Consider the following 18,155-nt stretch of genomic DNA (forward strand, 5'->3'; position numbering starts at 1 on the left):
CAACAAAATGCTGTTATGATTAACTCTGGTTAAAGGAGATCACGACAACGCGACATAACACACCTGACGGTCGGGCCGACCGCCAGAGCAGGATGCATCAATGGGAAGCAGAAGAAGACCGCTGTACACAACCGGCCTCCTCACCATGGGCCTTCTTGTCCTCACAACCGTTGCGGCAACCGCTGAACCGCATATCGACCTGACCGTAGTGCGCGGAGACACCCTGCGCACCCTCTGTCGCCAACTGCTGGAGAATCCGTCGCGATGCCGGGAAATCTATCGATTCAATAACCTGAAGAACCCGGACCTGATCCTGCCCGGCCAGAAACTGCTCGTGCCGGCAGGGCTGCTGAAAGGAGTCCCCGACGACGGCGTCGTCACCTTTGTCAAGGGAGAGGTAACCCGTCAGCAGGGAACTGAGCAGCATGCAATCATGCTGAATGAGACCCTGAGAGAGGGAGAGCGGGTCGTCACGGGGAAAGACGGGATCTTGGAGATCAGCTACGACGACGGCACCCAGCTGCTGCTCCGGAACAATTCGTCGCTCGACCTGATCCGCTCCAAACGAAAGGGGGACAGCTATTTCCTGCGTGACATGCTGCTCTCCTCCGGACGGATCCTGACCAAGATCCGCCGGGCAACCGGGCGGGAACAACGCTTCAACATCAAGACCCCCTCGGCGGTTTCCGCGGCACGGGGAACCATTTTCAACGTGTCGCTGGATCAGGATGACGCAACCCGCACTGAGACGCTGGAAGGTACCGTCTCCGTGACCGGCGGCCGACGGGAGGTCCTGCTCCATGGAGGAGAAGGGACCATAGTCCAGATGGGTGAACCGCCCCTCTCTCCCCGCAAGCTGCTTCCTCCACCGTCACCTCTGGCATTCCCCGCAATGTTCAGATTCGCCCCCCTTCGCATCAGTATCCCGCAGGTTACGGGAGCGGTCTCATACCACGTCATGCTCGCCAGGGACAAGGAAATGAAGGATCTGGTACGGGAACAGGTACTGCCGCTCAAGGAGCCGTTTGTGGTCGACACCCTCGAAGACAGCCACTATTTCCTGCAGGTGCGGAGCATCGACGACATGGGGATCGAAGGGCAACCATCACCGGCCGTACCCCTCACCTTCAGGGCAAACCCGCTCCCCCCGATCATTAACACCCCGGCCCATGGCAGCGAAACAAGGGACAAAGATGTGGTCTTCCGCTGGCTCAAGGTGCGCGATGCAACTGCGTATCACCTGCAGGTCGCCACGGACGATGTTTTCTCCCGCTTCGTCCAGGACCTGCCGACTCTGGAGGGCACTGAATACGAGGTTGAGGACCTTTCACCGGGTAATTACTTCTTTCGGGTAGCCTCCGTGGCAGCGGACAGGTACCAGGGAGAATGGTCCGACAAGCTCAGCTTCACAGTCATCCCCCCTCCACCGACGCCGACTGTCGCACCCCCCGAGGAAGAAGAGGGGAAAATGCGCCTTCGGGTTCGGGACGCCGGAACGGGCCTTTCCTACCGGTTCCAGACAGCCAGAGACAGCGGCTTTGCAAAGCCGCTATTCGACGGCACCAGCGAACGTCCTGAAATCACCATTGAACGACCTGAAGAACCTGGCATTTACTACGTCCGTAGCGCCTGTATCGACGGGAAAGGCTACCAGGGCTCTTTCTCTCCGCCGCAAAGCTTTGAGATCAAGCGGAGATTCCCCTATGGCCTGATGGGGATCGTGGGGGGGGTGCTGGGGCTGATCCTCGGCCTGGCCCTCTGATGCTCTGCACTGAACGGCGGAATTCCCTGAAATCCGGTTTCAACCGGAAAGGCGTGCGAAACATCCTGATCGCCCTGGCAGGCCTGTTTGTCATCTTCGGTGCCGAAGATCTCGGCTTTTTCGAAGGCATCAACCGGTATTGCTACGATCTGGCTTTCCGCCTCAGAGGCACCATCAGACCGGGCAATGACATCGTCATCGCCGCCATCGACGAAAAAACCCTCCAGGAGCTGGGGCAATGGCCCCTGCACCGAAGCATCTACGGACAGTTGCTCGACACCCTGCACGAGGCACGGGCCGTAGGATTCACCGTGATCATGGCGGAACCGACCGCAGATGACCCGGTGCTTGCCGCAGCTGCCACCCATTACGGCAGGACGGTTTTTCCGCTCTACATCGACGAACATCTCCAGGTAACCGCACCCGCCCCGCAGCTTTCCCGCTTCCCTGCCGGGCACCTTCACATCGAGCAGGGCATCGACGGGGTGACCCGCCGAGTCTTTCATACCCTCAAGGTCGGCGGCTGGGTAGTCCCCTCATTTGCGGCCGCAGTCCAGGAAGCTGCGGCCGCTCCCCCTCTGCCCGCCACAGACGGCAAGCCTTCTCAATCGGACAATGAGATATCCACCGGCATCATCCAGCTCGCCCCAATGCATATCAACTACCATGGTCCGAGAGGGACGTTTCCGACGATCCCCATGGCCGACATCGTCAACGGCAGGGTCCCGGCCGGATTCTTCAAGGGAAAGATCGTACTCGTCGGACCGACGGCGGCAGGATTGGAAGAACAGGTGTTCACCCCCTTTTCCCAGCAGCGGAACAGGATGCCCGCGGTGGAGGTGCAGGCAAACATCCTGAGTAACCTGCTGCAGCACGACAACATCAGGATCAGCGACACCTCTGTACGCTTCGCGGCCTGCCTGCTCATCGCCGTTATCTTGTTCGTACTCTACATGAAACTGACCGAAACCGTTGCGACGCTGGTCTGGCTCACTGCCAGCATCACCGTCCCCGTGATCGTCTACCTCCTCTTTGTCCGCTTCGGTATCTGGGTCGATCCGGCGGCCTTCATCTTCACGGCGGGCTTTCTCTATCTCCTCACTTTCCTGTTCAAACTGGAGATCGCCACCGGCAAACTCCAGCAGGAATACGCCACCGTTGCCGATCATCTGAAGGCATCAGGGCATGCAACGGGAGGCCGGGGATACCGGGGTCTGGCGGACTACCTCTCCATCGGCGGGATCAACGCCCGCATAGCCATCCTCTCCGAGGCAACCTGCCAGATCATGGAACAGACCAGGCAGTTAGCCGAAACCAATGAGGCATTGCACCTGGAGATCGAACAACGCATCAGTGCGCAAAAGGAAATATCGGCGCTGAACGAAGACCTGCTGCGGCAGAAACATGCACTAGAGGCTGTCAACAACGAGCTTGAAGCGTTCAGTTATTCGGTTTCCCACGACCTCCGCGCCCCCTTGCGCTCCATTGCCGGTTTCTCGGCCCTGCTGATCGAAGAGTGCCTCGAATCCATGCCCCCCCTGGGCAAGGAGTACCTGGAGCGGATCAACAACAACGTGGTGCGGATGGAGTCGCTGATCACGGCGTTTCTCACCCTGTCCCGGCTCTCCCGCATCGACATCTCCCGGCAGCGGATCGACATCGGTGCAATGGCCCGCGAGATTGCAGAGGAACTGGCCGCATCCGACCGGCAGCGGCAGGTCAATTTCACCATCACCGAGCCGGTGATCGTAAATGCCGATCCGGCGTTCATGCGGGTCGCCCTGGACAACCTGCTGGGGAACGCCTGGAAATTCACCGCCAGAACCGCAACCGCCACCATCGAATTCGGCATTGTCCAGCACGATACCCTCCCCTGTTACTTTGTTAGGGACAACGGTGCCGGTTTCGACGTTACCCATGCCAGCCGCCTTTTCGCCCCCTTCCAGCGACTCCACCAGCAGAACGAATTTTCCGGCACCGGCATCGGGCTCGCCACGGTCCAGCGCATCATCCAGCGTCACGGTGGCGTGGTCTGGGCAGAAGGAACCCCCGGAGAAGGGGCCACCTTTTATTTCTCCCTGCCATAACCGCCAAGGCAAAACGGCACCTCTCTGCTCCGACCGGCAGTTTTATCGCTCTCCCCTCCCCCAGGAAAGTTTCTTTCCCGTGTAAAATTAATTTACACACATCGTAACATCCCATTTCTATTACATTTTCAAAGCATTCACCACCAAGTGTAAAAATTTTTTACACTTCCGGCTTCTCACCCCTCCGAACGCACACCATATTTACATTTATATTTCAACAGGTTGCACAATGCACACTTGGCACACATCCTGATTTAGTGAAGGGCACCTGACCGGTGCCCCATTCGCATGCTTCACTCAGCCGGCTGGCTGTAAAGGTGGTCCTATGAACAGGAAAGGAATGTCCCCATGGTCGCCTCCCCGGTACCGCCAGTGTCTCGCCAGAGAGTATCGGTCTTTCCTTGTCATGCTCCACTACTGTGACAGAGTGGAATTGCTCCCCATGTCAGGCAGCTCATACAGCAGCCTCGATATGGTGGCGGTCCCCCACGCCCTCTTTACCGAGCAGATCGCATCCTGGACACCCGAGATGCCCTATGGCCCGTAGCCCCGAAAGGAGAGGCCAATGACCATCCCGATTGTCGTGGTCGACGCATTCACAGAACAGCTTTTCAAAGGGAGCCCGGCAGCGGTCTGCCTGCTGGACCGGCCCCGTCCCCCCTACTGGCTTCAAGAAGTAGCCCGACAGATCAACCTCCCCGAAACCGCCTTTCTCCTCTCCGAGCAGAACGGCTACTATCTGCGCTGGTTTACCCCGATCCAGGAGATGGAACTGAGCGGGCATGCCACCCTTGCCAGTGCCCACCTCCTCTGGGAACGCAGGCTCATACCCTGCGACCGGGAGGCGCGCTTCTTCACCAGGAGCGGGCTCCTCACCGCCGTGCAGCATGGCGACCTCATTCAACTCGACTTCCCCGTCGAACCGCCCCGGACTCTGACGCCCACCCCCGACCTGGAAAGGGCTGTGGGCGTTCCCATCATCAATGCCGGGAAGAACCGGCACGACTATCTGGTCGAGGTGACCGACGAAAGAACGGTCCGTGACCTGAAACCCGACCTGGTCGCCCTGGGACACCTCGACTGTCGCGGACTCATCGTCACCAGCCGCGCGGAGTCCGAGCGATACGACTATGTCTCACGCTATTTCGCACCGCAGATCGGCATCCCGGAAAATCCGGCCACCGGCTCGGCACATTGCTGCCTTGCCCCTTACTGGGGGAAAATACTGTGGAAATCTGCCATGATCGGTTATCAGGCATCGGGACGCGGAGGGATTGTGCGGGTAGAACTGGCAGGAATGAGGGTAAAGATCTCCGGAAAAGCCGTAACGATTCAGCGCAGCAAACTGGATCACGCTCCTCGAATCTTCAGCTCCTGAAACCCCTTCGATCATAGCGGTAATACAACCCGGATCTGCGAGGATGCATACGGAGCAAGCGGATCTGCGGCCCGCCCCGTAGACTCATGTCCTATTGCTTCCGTTTTGCCGCTGTCTTGCGTGGGGCGCGAACAACCGCTGCCGGAACGGCGTCGGGTGGCGGTAAATATGCTGACTCGCTGGCAGGCACCAGGCAGGTATAGTGAGAAGCGGCAATTTTTCGACTGATGCCGTCGCTGAACTGGATCGTCACCCTGTTGATGGTTACCTCAAGGACCTTGCCAGCCCCCCACTCTTGTGCTTCGGAATGGCTCACAATGTTCCCCGGCTTGAATGTCATTGTCATCTCCTCTTGCAGCTGGACTTTTACCCAGGCTCTACCAGGCTGTTCTGTACGGTCAAACCCTCCGAAAGCAGATCATTCCCCACGAAAAATGCGACATATAATCCGCTTCCTCACCTATTTCTTTGACAGAATCAAACATTTACAAGTATATAGCACTATGCCTATAAAACAAGAGATCTCGTTAAAATATCTACTTTTTTTACAATCCCAGTCATTGTCCATTATAATCCGCACGTTGACTGAGTCATGGAGCTGGTCTACAATCAATCTCCTGAAAACCTGTGCCAATGCGGCGGTCCCGTAACGAGACGGAATCATTGGCTTGCCGGAACAGCAGAATAGATGCCTTTACCATTGCCGCAGCCCGGAACGTGCTCGGCTCCACGCAAATGCCTACCGAGAGAAATATGCTTTCCAGATCGGCACTCACCATCAGCTGGGAAAAACCCGACCTGCACGGCGAGGAATGGGAGTTTTCCCGTCACCCGGCCAAGCAGGATTTTTACCAGCGCCACGGCATCGACTGGGAACGCCTCCTGGCGGCCTTTGAGCAGGGCGGCATGATTCCCTACCCCCGCTCCGGCGATCTGCAGGGAGTGCCGGTCAGTCTTTCCTACGCCACCTATGACGACTACACCATCTATCTTGCCAGGGCAAAGCGTGGCTACCGGAAGAACTACACCAGAATGGAAGAGATGCTGCAACGAGCGGGCAACCTAACCCTGCCGGCAGCGATCGTCCTTTTCTCTGCAGGCGAGGCGCTGCTGTTTTCCGGCTACCGCCGGCTCTGTTTGGCCTGGAACTACGGCATGGTGCCATATGTGTGGCAGGTCACCCTCGACACGCCGAGGGATGCGGAATGCCCGTAACGATCACCAGTCACCGGAAGGAGCTGACAACAATGGCTGATCAGGTTTTATTGCAGAAACTGTTTCAGGAAAAAGGTATCCACGATTTTCACTGGATGGATCCGGCGGAAATCGTGGTTGGGCAGTGGGTGCGAATGAAGTGCATGTTCGGCTGCGGCGACTACGGCAGAAACGCCTCCTGCCCCCCCAATACGCCATCCGTGGCCGAATGCCGGAACTTTTTCAATGAGTATCGTCTGGGAGCAATCTTCCGTTTCAGAAAGAAACTGGATGATCCGGAGCAGCGTCATGCCTGGACGCGAGAGGTGAACCGAGAGCTTTTGCAGGTGGAACGGGAGGCCTTCATCGCCGGATACCAGAAGGCCTTTCTCCTCTTCATGGACAATTGCAAACTGTGCAGGGAGTGCGCCCACACCCGCACCTCCTGTCGCAACCGCCAGCACTCGCGCCCCACCCCGGAAGGGATGGGTGTGGATGTCTTTGCCACCGTGGCCAAGTTCGGCTATCCGCTGGAGGTGCTGGCAGGCTACGAGGAAGAGATGAACCGCTATGCGTTTCTGCTGATCGAATAAGGAGAGCCTTACCCTCCGCCCGGCTCCCGCAGTTTCTCGCTGAATTCTTTGCGCAGCTTTGTCAACTTGGGCTCGATGATCATCCGGCAGTACCCCTGCAGTCGGTTGTTCCGGTAGTAGTCCTGATGGTACCCTTCGGCAGCAAAAAAGGTGCTGAACGCCACGATCTCGGTGACAATGGGCCGGGGCCAGATCCCGGCCGCGTCGGTCGCACGCCGGGACTGTTCGGCGATCTCCCGTTGCCGGTCGTCGTGGTAAAAGATGGCCGAGCGGTACTGGGAACCGAAGTCAGCTCCCTGGCGATCTTTGGTAGTCGGGTCGTGGGTCCGCCAGAAGACCTCCAGCAGATCGCTGAAGCTGATTCTCTCCGGATCGAAGGTAATCTGCACCGCCTCGGCATGACCGGTCTCTCCGCTGCAGACCTGCTCGTAGGACGGGTTCTCCACCTCGCCCCCCGCATATCCCGACACCACGCTCTCCACCCCGCGCAGACCGGCAAAGACAGCCTCCACACACCAGAAGCAGCCGGCAGCCAGCGTTGCCGTTTCGCGCTGTTTCGCCATGGTTCTCCCCCCCTGCATTTGTTTTCAGCTGCAAGTGTAGCAGAAAATCGGCAACCGGCCCGCACCATCCACCCACATGCAAACCGCCGCTCCCGCAACCCTGCCAACCGGGGAAAGGGGTTGACATTTAAATTTATTAATGCTATTTGCGTGCATATACACATTATATAAGGCTGACCAGCCGCCTGTCGCGGCGTTCAATCAGTCACGCTCCCTGCGCGGAAATGGCCCGGACCCGGCACATGTGACTCCGAGCGGAGCAAGGGAACGACATGTCACCACGGAAGAAAAAACATCGAAACTGCATCTGCCCGTTGCGCGAGAAGCTCGGCCTGGTGTTCAAGCCTGCGGGTACGCCACTCAAGGAACTGGAGGCCATCGCACTCGAACATGACGAACTGGAAGCGCTCTACCTCTGCGACAGCCAGGGCCTCGACCAGACACAGGCAGGGGAAAAGATGGCCGTCTCCCGGGGCACGGTACAGCGGCTGTTGACCCGGGGCAGGAAGAAGGTCGTCGAAGCGCTCGTTTGCCAGAAGGCGCTGGTCGTTGCAAAAAGCCCCCACGATACCGAACATGCCGATACGCCGCCCTCACCGGAAGTCCCGTGAGGCATCAGCAAGGAAAGGGCCGTCTATGGATTACTATTCGCCCAAAGTACTCGATCATGTCCGCAATCCCCGCAACACCGGCTATCTGGAAGATGCCAACGTGGTCGTGCAGGCAGGCGACCCGAATTGCGGCGACGCCCTCCTCTACTTCCTGAAGATTGAGGACGAGACCGTCTGCAACATCAAGTTCCTCATCAAAGGGTGTGGAGCGGCAATAGCCACCTCCTCCATAGCTACGGAACTGGTGATGGGGAAAAGGCTCGACGACGTCCTCGCACTGACCGACCAGGAGATCGCCGATTCCCTCGGCGGCCTGCCCGACGAGAAGATGCACTGTTCGAACATGGCCGCATCGGCCCTGCACGCCGCCGTGCAGCAGTATCGCGACACGGTCGCCGGTTCCACCGCGCCGGTGGGCTGATCCACACTCTCCCGCGAACCGTCTCTCCGGCATGAAACAGCACCGCTCTCCGGGACAGACCACCGCGCAAAACCTCCCGCACCGGTGCCATCCCCCCCGGCAGAGGCCCACAAAGAAAATGCGCCGGCAGGCGGTAGCTTCGCCTGTTTTCTGCTACACTGGAGGGAAATGAACCACAAAGGAGGCCTTGTTATGGATACCCTGGAAGCGATCAAGACCAGGCGGAGCGTACGGAAATTCTCCCCGCAGCCGGTGGAGCCGGAAAAACTCCAGGCCCTGCTGGAGGCGGTGCAACTGGCCCCCTCCTGGGCCAACATGCAGTGCTGGCGGTTCGTGGTGGTGCAGGACCCGGCGGCAAAGGCCAGGATCAGCGAACTGTCATTTGTCGAGGCGTTCTTCGCTCCCAAGGGGTACAAGAGCAACCCGGCCCAGAAGGCGCTCTCAGATGCCCCGGTAGTGATCGTCGCCTGCGCCGAGCCGCTGGATTCGGGGGACCTGCACGGTCAGCTTTACTACATGACCGACGTGGGGATCGCCACGGAGAACCTGATGCTCGCCGCCCACTCCCTGGGGCTGGGGACCGTCTTCGTCGGTGTCTTCGACGAGGAACAGCTGGGGGACCTGCTGCAGATCCCGCCGGGCATCCGGATCGTCGGGCTCTTCCCCATCGGCTATCCCCAGGACCCTCCCAAGAGCGGACCGCCGCGCAAACCCCTGGACGAAATCGTCTTTTACGAAACCTGGAAAGACTGAAACCTGCGGGGAGGGGCGCCCAGCGCGTCCCTCCCCTCCATACTTTCCCGCTGCCACCCCCCCTGATTTTTTACAGGTTGTTGAAAAACTCAGGCTGTTCAAAAACAGTCAGATCGTCGCACCCGCAGAAAGCCCCGCGGAGGCGTGGCAGCGCTACGCCGCACAAGGCGGCTTTTCGAGGACGGCGGCGAGATGGCTGTTTTTCAACAGCCTGTTAATGAATCGACGGCTGAGCCTCTCCCTGGGAAAGGATGTTGCATGCTATCCCGCACGGAAGCAACCTTCCCGTAGCGTCCCCCAGAAGGAGATCCCATGTACCGCCCGCAGCGAGCCATCGTGCTGATCCTCTGCCTGATGGCCTGTACCTCTGCCTATTGCCTGGAAGTGACCGACGTCAACTTCCCGATCCGCGACGGAGGCGTCGTTACCTTCAGCCATAACAAACACCTGCAGACGCCTGCCATTGGCGACAACTGCAATATCTGCCACGAACACTTCTTCAAGACCAAGAGGATACGCCCCGTCACCATGGCGGAAATGGCGCGGGGAAGGTCGTGCGGCGGCTGCCATAACGGCAGACGGGCCTTTCCGCTTTCCGACTGCGGCAAATGCCACCCGACCAGGGATCTGACTTTCAAGATACCTGGGGGAGATCAGGTGCTGTTCAGTCATACGCCCCATACGTCCCGTTTCCGCTGCACCGACTGCCACACCCGGATCTACGGCTACGGCAGGGCTCAGAGGCCCGTAAGCATGGATGAAATGGGAAGGGGGAGATCATGCGGCGCCTGTCACGGCCAAAGCGCCTTCTCACTTTTCAGCTGCAACCGTTGCCACCAAAAAAGCTATGACGCCTCCTACCGGGTCGTCCCGACCGGGCCGGTCACCTTTTCCCATGGGCCACACGCGAAACTCCCCGGTTGCGGAGCCTGCCATCCACATCTGTTCAACAAGGGGAAAAATCGCCCCAGCTCCATGATGGAGATGGAGAAAGGAAGGTCGTGCGGGGCCTGCCATACCGGGCGCAGGGCATTCGACCTGAATGACTGCTCCCGCTGCCACATGGCCGGGAAAATCGTCATGAAGGTAAAGGGTTCGACACCGGTTACGTTTCCCCATGCACCCCATACGGCAAAGTACGGCTGCACGGACTGCCATCCGCGCCTGTTCCGACTCGGCTATGTGAAGCAGCGCGGTATCACCATGGAGCAGATGGACCAGGGGAAGTCATGCGGCGCCTGCCACGACGATACCACCGCCTTTAATACCCGGTTCAACTGCCACCGCTGTCACGACATGTAGGAGACGGAATAGCAGCCGGAAGGGCTCGTAGGTTCAGGTTTCTTCCCGGTCTCTTTTCCCGGCCTGATGCGACTTGAGGTTTGAAACGGCAAGGGGAAGGATTTCATGCTGGATGGCCAGGACCTCGTTCAGCGTCACACCGTCATTGACAATAAAATCGTTTTCGCCCAGCAGGGTCTTGGCGTAATGCCTGCCATCCAGGCGGCAGTAGACCTTGATCTGATAGGAATGATCGTCGAAGTGACATTCCGATTCAAATACCAGCTTATCCCGTTTCATGATGCATCCTCCGCAGAAAACTCCGGGCAGGCAGTCGCCCGCCACCCATGATCCCATCCGCACCAGATTGCATATTCGTAACCTGACCGCAATCAAATCAACTAGATAACCGTCATCTTTCCGTCTGTGGAATCCCGCCGGATTGCTCCGGAATCCGTTGAATGACCAGCCACGAAACCAGGCATCGGCAGGATGTGCAACTCCCCTCTCCACAGCCCCCTGGACGAATCCGGGAAAAGGGGAAAAAGCTGGCCGTTACAGCCAACCTTTTCCCCTGTTGCAGAAGGAGAACGAGCCCTATGGGATCAATGCGAACGATGGGGTGATCGTATGGTTCGCATCGATGTTGGCGAAGGTGTAACTCCCCATCTCGCCGATATAGACGCCGTCTACCGCCACATTGAGCACCTTGTAGCCCGGTGCCGGGGTAAAGGTGAACGTGACGCTGTCGCCGCTGTTCACCGTGATGTCGCCACCGGGGTCGATGGAGCCGTTGGCGCCGGCCGTGGCGGTAATGGTATAGACATCCGGCATGAAGGTGACGCCGATGGCATGGGGCGCCGAAACCTTGGTAAAGGTGTAACTGGCCAGGGCTCCCTTGGAAACGCCGTCGATGGTCACGTCGGCAACGCGGTAGCCTGCCGCCGGGATCATGGTGAAGGTCGGGCTGGTGCCGCTCAGGACAGAGACGTCGCCCGCCGGGCTGATGCTGCCGTTGGCGCCGGCGGAAGCAGTGATGGTAACGGCCAGGTTCTCACCGAACACCGCGGTGATGGTATGGTCTGAGGTGACGTTGGTGAAGGTGTAGCTGGTGACCGCTCCGACGGAGACGCCATCCACCAGGACGTCGGCCACATGGTAGCCGGCTGCCGGGGTGATGGTGCAGTAACGGCTGGCACCGTAGTTCACGTAGACGGTGTTGGTCGGGGTGATGGTGCCGTTGGCCGCCTGGATCGGGGTGATGGCGTAGTTGATCGGGGTGAAGGTGACGGCTATGGTATGGTTCGCCGTCACGTTGGTGAACTGGTACGAGGTCAGCGCCCCCCTGGAGATGCCGTCGACGAGCACGGTGGAGACCTTGTAGCCGACCGCCGGGGTGATGACGAAGAGCGGGCTGTCGCTCCCCCTGACGACGCTGGTCGCCCCAGCCGGGGCAATGGTGCCGTTGGCGCCTGCCGTAGCGGTGATGGTGTAGGCATCCTCAACGAACGAGGCGCTGATGGCATGGTTCGTTGCGGAAACGTTGCTGAAGGTGTAGCTGGCAAGGGCACCCTTGGAGACGCCGTCCACCACCACGTCCCCCACCCGGTAACCGGCTGACGCTGAGATGGTGTAGGTCGGGCTGGTGCCGCTCACTACCTCCAATGTACCCATGGGGCTGATGGTCCCATTGGGGCCGGCCGTCGAGGTGATGGTGATGACCGGGTTCTGGGCAAAGGTTGCCGACAGGGTGTGATCAGCGGTCACATTGGTGAAGGTGTAAGAGGTCACCGGGCCAACTGAGGCACCGTCCACCAGCACATCGACGATATAATAGCCGGGGTCGGGGGTAATGGTGCAATACCTGCTGCTGCCGCTGTTGACATAGACCGTCCCCGCCGGGGAGACGCTGCCGTTGGCGCCGGAGGTGGTGGTGAGAGCGTAGACCACCGGGGTGAAGGAGGCGGCTATGGTGTGGTATGCGTCGATGTTGCCGATGGTGTAGGTGGTGACCGCACCCTTGGAGACGCCGTCCACCAGGACGCTCGCCACCTTGTACCCTGCCGCCGGGGTAATGGTGAAGGTCTGGCTCCCCCCCCTGGCCAATGTGACGACGCCGGCAGGATCGATGCTGCCGTTCAGGCCGGCCGTGGCGGTAATGGTATAGACGTCAAGCATGAAGGAGACGCTGATGGTGTGGTTGGTTGCAGAGACGTTGCCGAAGGTGTAGCTGTTTGCCGCCCCTTTGGAGACGCCGTCTACCAGGATGTCGGCCACCCGGTAGCCTGCTGCCGGGGTCATGATAAAGGTGGGGCTGCTGCCGCTCAGGACCGTGATGTTGCCGACCGGCGAAATGGTGCCGTTGGCACCGGCCGTGGCGGTGATGGTGACCGGCTGGTTCGGGGCAAAGGTCACGCTGATCGTATGGTCGGCCATGACCGAGGTAAAGGTATAGGTGGTAACCGCCCCGACGGAAACGCCGTCTACCAGGACATCGGTAACGTGGTAGCCCGGATCGGGGGTGATGGTGCAGTAGCGGCTGCCGTTGTAGTTCACATAGACGGTAATGGCAGGGGTCATGCTGCCGTTGGGACCGACCTCGGGGGTGATGGCGTAGACGAGCTGGGTAAAGGTGACGGCTATGGTATGGTTGGCCGTAACGCCGGTGAAGGTATAGCTGGTGATGGCCCCCTTGGAGACGCCATCCACCAGCACGTTCGCCACCTTGTACCCCTCTGCCGGGGTAATGGTATAGGTGGGGCTGTCCCCTCCCCTGGCCACGGTCACGGCACCGACCGGGGAGATGCTGCCGTTCAAGCCGGCAGAGGCGGTGATGGTATAGACATCCTCCGTAAAGGTGACGCCGATGGTGTGGGCCACGGCCGTGACCTTGGTAAAGGTGTAACTGGTCACTGCCCCCTTGGAAACGCCGTCCACCACCACATTGGCAACGCGAAAGCCCGGTGCCGGGGTCATGGTGAAGGTCGGGCTGGTGCCGCTCACCACGGTGACGTCGCCGGCCGGCGAGATGCTGCCGTTGGCCCCGGCCGTGGCGGTGATGACGATGGACGGATTCTCGGCAAAGACCGCGGTGATGGTATGGTCGGAAGAGACGCCGGTGAAGGTGTAGCTGGTCACGACACCCACGGAGACGCCATCCACCAGCACGTCGGCAATATGGTAGCCCGCTGCCGGGGTGATGGTGCAGTAACGGCTGCCGCCGTACCCGACATAGACGGTACCGGTGGGGGTGATGGAGCCATTGGCCGCCTGGATGGGGGTGATAGCATACAGCTGGGGGGTGAAGGAGGCGGTGATGGCATGGTTGGCCGTGACTGCGGCAAAGGAGTAGCTGGTGATGGCCCCTTTCGAGGCACCGTCGACCAGCACGTTTGCCACCTTGTAGCCGGCTGCCGGGGTGATGGTGATCAGCGGGCTGTCGTTTCCCTTCAGGACCGCCATGTCACCAGCGGGAGCGATGGTGCCGTTGGCGCCGGCCGTGGCGGTGATGATGAAGAAATCCTCGTTCAGGATCAGGGGGGTGAACGAGGCCGTGATGGTGTGGTTCGCAGTCACATTGCCGAAGCTGTAGCTGGTGACCTTCCCCACCGATGCCGCATCCACCAGCACATCGGCAACCTTGTAACCCTGATCCGGCGTAATGGTGTAGCTCTGGGACCCGCCGCTGTTGACGCTGGCCGCGCCGGCCGGGTCGATGCTGCCGTTGACTCCGGCCGTGGCAGTAATGGTGTAGACGATGGGGGTAAAGCCGGCCGAGATGGTATGGTTTGCCGTAACGCCCGTGAAGCCGTAGGTCGAGACTGCACCCACGGAGACGCCGTCCACCAGCACGTCCGCCACCTTGAAGCCGGCAGCCGGGGTAATGGTGTAGTTCTGCGACCCGCCGCTGGTGACGCTGGCCATGCCAACCGGGTCGATGCTGCCGTTGGCACCGGCCGTGGCAGTGATGCTATAGACGATGGGAGTGAAGCTGGCCGAGATGGTGTGGTTCGTTGTGACGTTATCGAAGCTGTAGCCGGTCACAGCTCCCACGGAGACGCCATCCACCAGCACGTCCGCCACCTTGAAGCCGGCAGCCGGAGTGATGGTGTAGTTCTGCCCTGCACCACTGTTGACGCTGGCAATGCCGGCAGGGTCTATGCTACCGTTCAACCCGGCCACGGCGGTGATGGAGTAGACGATGGGGGTGAAGCTCACAGCGATGGTATGGTTCGTTATGACGTTGTCGAAGTTGTAGCTGGTCACCGCGCCCACGGAGACGCCGTCCACCAGCACGTCGGCCACCTTGAAGCCGGCAGCCGGGGTAATGGTGTAGCTCTGTGCCGCACTGCTGTTGATGCTGGCAACACCTGCCGGGTCGATGCTGCCGTTCAGACCGGCCGTGGCTGTGATGCTGTAAACAATGGGGGTGAAGCTGGCGGCTATGGTGTGATTTGCCGTGACGCTGGTGAAGCCGTAGGTCGAGACCGCACCCACGGAGACGCCATCCACCAGCACGTCCGCCACCTTGAAGCCGACAGCCGGGGTGATGGCGTAGCTCTGCCCAGAACCGCTGTTGACGCTGGCAGCCCCTGCCGGGTCGATACTGCCATTCGAGCCGGCCGTAGCAGTGATGTTGTAGACAATGGGGGTGAAGCTGGCCGAGATGGTGTGATTCGTCGTGACGCCCGTGAAGCCGTAGGTCGAGACCGCACCCACGGAGACGCCGTCCACCAGCACGTCCGCCACCTTGAAGCCGGCAGTCGGGGTAATGGTGTAGTCCTGCCCTGCGCCGCTGTTGACGCTGGCAACACCTGCCGGGTCGATGCTGCCGTTCAGACCGGCCGTGGCGGTGATGGTATAGACGATGGAGGTGAAGCTGGCGGCTATGGTGTGATTTGCCTGAACGTTCGTGAAGCCGTAGGTCGAGACCGCACCCACGGAGACGCCATCCACCAGCACGTCCGCCACCTTGTAACCAACAGCCGGGGTGATGGTGTAGCTCTGCGCTGCGCCGCTGTTGATACTGCTCACGCCAGCCGGGTCGATGCTGCCGTTCAGACCGGCTGTGGCGGTGATGCTGTAGACGATGGGGGTGAAGCTGGCGGCGATGGTGTGGTTTGCCGTGACCGCGGCGATGGTGTAGCTGGTCACCGCACCCACTGAGGCATTATCCACCAGCACGTCAGCCACCTTGAAACCTGCTGCCGGGGTGATGGTACAGGCAAAGCCGCTCCCGCTGTTGACGCTGACCACGCCTGCCGGGTCGATGCTGCCGTTCAGACCGGCCGTGGTGGTGATGCTGTAGACGATGGGGGTGAAGCTGGCCGAGATGGTGTGGTTTGCCGTGAGATTCGTGAAGCTGTAGGTCGACACCGCGCCCACGGAGATGCCATCCACCAGCACATCCGCCACCTGATAACCCGCTGCCGGCAGGATGGTGAAGCTCTTGCTGTCGCCGATGGCAACCGCAACCTCGCCGCTGGGCGAAATGCTGCCGTGCTCTACTGCCTGCGCCGTTATGGTGATGGCATCGTTGAGCGCAAAGGTTGCCGAGATGGTGTGGGGCTTCTTTACCTTGGTGAAGGTGAAGGAGGTGAGCGGCCCCATGTCGCGGCGGCCGTCGATCAGGACCTGCTCCACGTGATAGCCGGGATCGGAGGCGATGGTAAAGGTCTGGTTGGCGCCGCGCACAACCGGAGTCTGTCCGGAGGGGGAAATGCAGCCATGAGGACCGGCCGAGGCCGTGATCAGGTAGGTATCCTTGCCGTCGTCCTGTTCGCACTCGGTCGTCTTGAGCTTGACCCGTTTGTTGTTCGTCATGGTGACGAAACAGTCGGTGCCGGAGACCGCATCGCACCCCGACCAGCCGAGGAAGGAGGTATTGTTGTCCAGCACCGGCGAGAGGGTCACCTCGGTGCCGCTACGGAAAAACTGGCTGCAGGAGCCGCTGCAGCTTCTCCCCGGAGAAAACCTGACCGTCCCCTCCCCTTTTCCCACCGTATTGAGTGACAGCTTGAAGATGGAGCAGACATACTCGGGGTCGAAGATCTCGGCACTGCCGGCAGCGGAAAAGCCGTTCCAGCCGCCAGCGATCAGGACCTTGCTGTTGGGGAGAAGGATGGCCGCATGGATCTCGCGGATGGAGGTCATGTTGGAAGTAGGGATAAAGGAGCCGCTCTCCGGCTCGAATACCTCGGCCGTGTCCAGATATCCCCGGGCATCCCGCCCCCCGGCGATGAGGACGGTGCCGTCGGGCATGAGCGTAGCGGTGTGGTCGTCACGCTCCGAGTTCATCCCCGTGGTTGCGGCAAAGGTTCCCATTGCCGGATCGAAGATCTCCGCCGAATTGACAATGGCCGAGCCGTTGCGCCCGCCGGCGATCAGCACCCGGCCATCGCTCAAAAGCGTTGCCGTATGGGCGACGCGGGCAGACTGCATCGGAGCTGCAGCGGTGAAGGTCCTGGTAACCGGGTCAAAGATCTCGGCGTTGGAGACGTAGGCATTCCCTTTCATCCCCCCGGCAATCAGCACCTTGCCGTTGGTCATGGCCGTGGCGCTGTGGCCTCTCCTGACATCCGCCATGGCAGCCGTTGCCGAGAAGGTCTCGGTCTCGGGATCGAAGATCTCTGCCGCGGCGACATAGCTGTTGTCGTTGACGCCGCCGGCAATCAACACCTTGCCGCTGGGAAGAAGGGTACTCGTATGGCCGACCCTGCCGATGGTGGTGTCCGTTGTGGGATTGAAGGTTCCCTGCACCGGATCGAAGATCTCGGCGGTATTGACGGTAGCAGTGCCGTTTCTCCCCCCCAGGATCAGCACCTTGCCGTTTGCCAAAAGCGTGGCGGTATGATCCATGCGGGCCGCAACCATGTTGCGGGTCGGGGTGATGCTACCGCTTTCCGGGTCGAAGATCTCGGCGGTCCGCAGGCACGAGGCATCGTTGTAGCCTCCGGCGATCAGGACCTTGCCATTGGGGAGCAGCGTGACGCTGTGACCGTAGCGGGTCGATCCCATCTCGGCCATGTGGGAAAACGTCTTGGCAGGGGCTTGGGGTGTAGGGAGACCGCAGAAGATGGTCGCACTGATCAGCACCAGCCGCAGCATTACCGAAAACCGGCTGCGCCACCCTGCATTGCCATAGCCCCGCCTCATGCGGCAGACGTGATTCCCGTCACTCATAGTCCTGTTCCCTCCTTCGACACCCTGCACAATTTTAATGAAACACCTGCATGGAGGTGAACCGCTACGCAATGTTTATGCCCTGGCGGTAAAATCTGCTAACTTTGCCAAATAGCGAATGAATAATGGACATGGAATTCCGCACCCTTCGTACGATTATGCCCCGGACAACACCGTCACGGGAGCGAACATCATACTAAAGTGTTACATCCGGGTGCCATGTCAAATCACGTGCAGGGATGAGATTCTGACAGGCATTTCATAACGGTTTCCTGAAGATAAACAGTCATTACCGTCATTAGATATATCTATACTTCTGACAGACCGTTG

The 18,155-nt window shown here is 60.0% G+C and carries 14 protein-coding genes; 10 read left to right on the forward strand and 4 right to left on the reverse strand.

Annotation, left to right across the window (positions count from 1 at the left end):
* Positions 1-100 precede the first annotated feature (100 nt).
* From GJT30_13835 to GJT30_13850, 4 genes are all read left to right on the forward strand, one after another.
* Positions 101-1,762: a LysM peptidoglycan-binding domain-containing protein gene (locus tag GJT30_13835; GenBank protein MSM40691.1), complete on the forward strand. Its 1,662-nt coding sequence runs from the start codon at positions 101-103 to the stop codon at positions 1,760-1,762.
* Positions 1,762-3,849, forward strand: coding sequence for a CHASE2 domain-containing protein (locus GJT30_13840; protein MSM40692.1), 2,088 nt, complete (start codon positions 1,762-1,764; stop codon positions 3,847-3,849). Before GJT30_13835 ends, GJT30_13840 begins: the two co-directional genes overlap by 1 nt.
* A gap of 325 nt (positions 3,850-4,174) precedes the next feature.
* On the forward strand, positions 4,175-4,396 hold the full coding sequence (locus GJT30_13845; GenBank protein ID MSM40693.1) for a hypothetical protein: 222 nt from the start codon (positions 4,175-4,177) through the stop codon (positions 4,394-4,396).
* An 18-nt stretch (positions 4,397-4,414) separates the two neighbouring features.
* The gene (locus GJT30_13850) at positions 4,415-5,227 is read left to right on the forward strand and encodes a PhzF family phenazine biosynthesis isomerase (protein ID MSM40694.1); all 813 of its coding nucleotides are present in this window, start codon (positions 4,415-4,417) and stop codon (positions 5,225-5,227) included.
* A gap of 91 nt (positions 5,228-5,318) precedes the next feature.
* Here the strand turns inward: GJT30_13850 and GJT30_13855 are convergent, their stop codons facing one another.
* Complete coding sequence (locus GJT30_13855; protein MSM40695.1) at positions 5,319-5,567, reverse strand: DUF3553 domain-containing protein; 249 nt, start codon at positions 5,565-5,567, stop codon at positions 5,319-5,321.
* A 413-nt stretch (positions 5,568-5,980) separates the two neighbouring features.
* On the opposite strand from GJT30_13855, the gene GJT30_13860 reads away from it, so the two are divergent.
* A complete protein-coding gene (locus GJT30_13860; protein ID MSM40696.1) occupies positions 5,981-6,442 on the forward strand; it encodes a hypothetical protein in 462 nt (153 codons plus the stop codon).
* A gap of 32 nt (positions 6,443-6,474) precedes the next feature.
* A complete protein-coding gene (locus GJT30_13865) occupies positions 6,475-7,014 on the forward strand; it encodes a DUF2284 domain-containing protein (GenBank protein MSM40697.1) in 540 nt (179 codons plus the stop codon).
* Between the two features lie 8 nt (positions 7,015-7,022).
* On the opposite strand, the gene msrA is transcribed toward GJT30_13865, so the two are convergent.
* Positions 7,023-7,577: a peptide-methionine (S)-S-oxide reductase MsrA gene (msrA, locus tag GJT30_13870; GenBank protein ID MSM40698.1), complete on the reverse strand. Its 555-nt coding sequence runs from the start codon at positions 7,575-7,577 to the stop codon at positions 7,023-7,025.
* Positions 7,578-7,849: 272 nt separating this feature from the next.
* Between msrA and GJT30_13875 the strand changes: the two genes are divergently transcribed.
* The 4 genes from GJT30_13875 to GJT30_13890 all read left to right on the forward strand — a co-directional run bounded on the left by GJT30_13875 (position 7,850) and on the right by GJT30_13890 (position 10,664).
* Positions 7,850-8,188: a DUF134 domain-containing protein gene (locus GJT30_13875; protein MSM40699.1), complete on the forward strand. Its 339-nt coding sequence runs from the start codon at positions 7,850-7,852 to the stop codon at positions 8,186-8,188.
* A 25-nt stretch (positions 8,189-8,213) separates the two neighbouring features.
* Complete coding sequence (locus GJT30_13880) at positions 8,214-8,609, forward strand: iron-sulfur cluster assembly scaffold protein (GenBank protein ID MSM40700.1); 396 nt, start codon at positions 8,214-8,216, stop codon at positions 8,607-8,609.
* Between the two features lie 192 nt (positions 8,610-8,801).
* Positions 8,802-9,362 (forward strand): nitroreductase, encoded by a 561-nt coding sequence (locus GJT30_13885; protein MSM40701.1) that lies wholly within the window; start codon positions 8,802-8,804, stop codon positions 9,360-9,362.
* Positions 9,363-9,674: 312 nt separating this feature from the next.
* Entirely contained in the window at positions 9,675-10,664 is a 990-nt protein-coding gene (locus GJT30_13890) for a cytochrome C (protein MSM40702.1), read from the forward strand.
* Between the two features lie 33 nt (positions 10,665-10,697).
* Here GJT30_13890 and GJT30_13895 read toward each other — a convergent pair whose 3' ends face one another.
* Together GJT30_13895 and GJT30_13900 are read right to left on the reverse strand one after the other, a co-directional pair.
* A complete protein-coding gene (locus tag GJT30_13895; GenBank protein MSM40703.1) occupies positions 10,698-10,943 on the reverse strand; it encodes a hypothetical protein in 246 nt (81 codons plus the stop codon).
* Positions 10,944-11,240: 297 nt separating this feature from the next.
* Positions 11,241-17,825 carry a hypothetical protein gene (locus GJT30_13900; GenBank protein ID MSM40704.1) on the reverse strand — a complete coding sequence of 2,195 codons (6,585 nt, stop codon included), beginning with the start codon at positions 17,823-17,825 and terminating at the stop codon, positions 11,241-11,243.
* Positions 17,826-18,155: the final 330 nt, after the last annotated feature.

The sequence above is a fragment of the Geobacter sp. genome (assembly GCA_009684525.1).
Lineage (GTDB): Bacteria > Desulfobacterota > Desulfuromonadia > Geobacterales > DSM-12255 > Geoanaerobacter.

Coding starts and splice junctions, on each gene's coding strand:
- GJT30_13875 (MSM40699.1), top strand. CDS start 7,850: ATGTCACCACGGAAGAAAAAACATCGAAACTGCATCTGCCCGTTGCGC.
- GJT30_13895 (MSM40703.1), bottom strand. CDS start 10,943: ATGAAACGGGATAAGCTGGTATTTGAATCGGAATGTCACTTCGACGAT.
- GJT30_13850 (MSM40694.1), top strand. CDS start 4,415: ATGACCATCCCGATTGTCGTGGTCGACGCATTCACAGAACAGCTTTTC.
- GJT30_13885 (MSM40701.1), top strand. CDS start 8,802: ATGGATACCCTGGAAGCGATCAAGACCAGGCGGAGCGTACGGAAATTC.
- GJT30_13845 (MSM40693.1), top strand. CDS start 4,175: ATGAACAGGAAAGGAATGTCCCCATGGTCGCCTCCCCGGTACCGCCAG.
- GJT30_13900 (MSM40704.1), bottom strand. CDS start 17,825: ATGAGTGACGGGAATCACGTCTGCCGCATGAGGCGGGGCTATGGCAAT.
- GJT30_13880 (MSM40700.1), top strand. CDS start 8,214: ATGGATTACTATTCGCCCAAAGTACTCGATCATGTCCGCAATCCCCGC.
- GJT30_13890 (MSM40702.1), top strand. CDS start 9,675: ATGTACCGCCCGCAGCGAGCCATCGTGCTGATCCTCTGCCTGATGGCC.
- GJT30_13865 (MSM40697.1), top strand. CDS start 6,475: ATGGCTGATCAGGTTTTATTGCAGAAACTGTTTCAGGAAAAAGGTATC.
- GJT30_13860 (MSM40696.1), top strand. CDS start 5,981: ATGCTTTCCAGATCGGCACTCACCATCAGCTGGGAAAAACCCGACCTG.
- GJT30_13855 (MSM40695.1), bottom strand. CDS start 5,567: ATGACATTCAAGCCGGGGAACATTGTGAGCCATTCCGAAGCACAAGAG.
- GJT30_13840 (MSM40692.1), top strand. CDS start 1,762: ATGCTCTGCACTGAACGGCGGAATTCCCTGAAATCCGGTTTCAACCGG.
- msrA (MSM40698.1), bottom strand. CDS start 7,577: ATGGCGAAACAGCGCGAAACGGCAACGCTGGCTGCCGGCTGCTTCTGG.
- GJT30_13835 (MSM40691.1), top strand. CDS start 101: ATGGGAAGCAGAAGAAGACCGCTGTACACAACCGGCCTCCTCACCATG.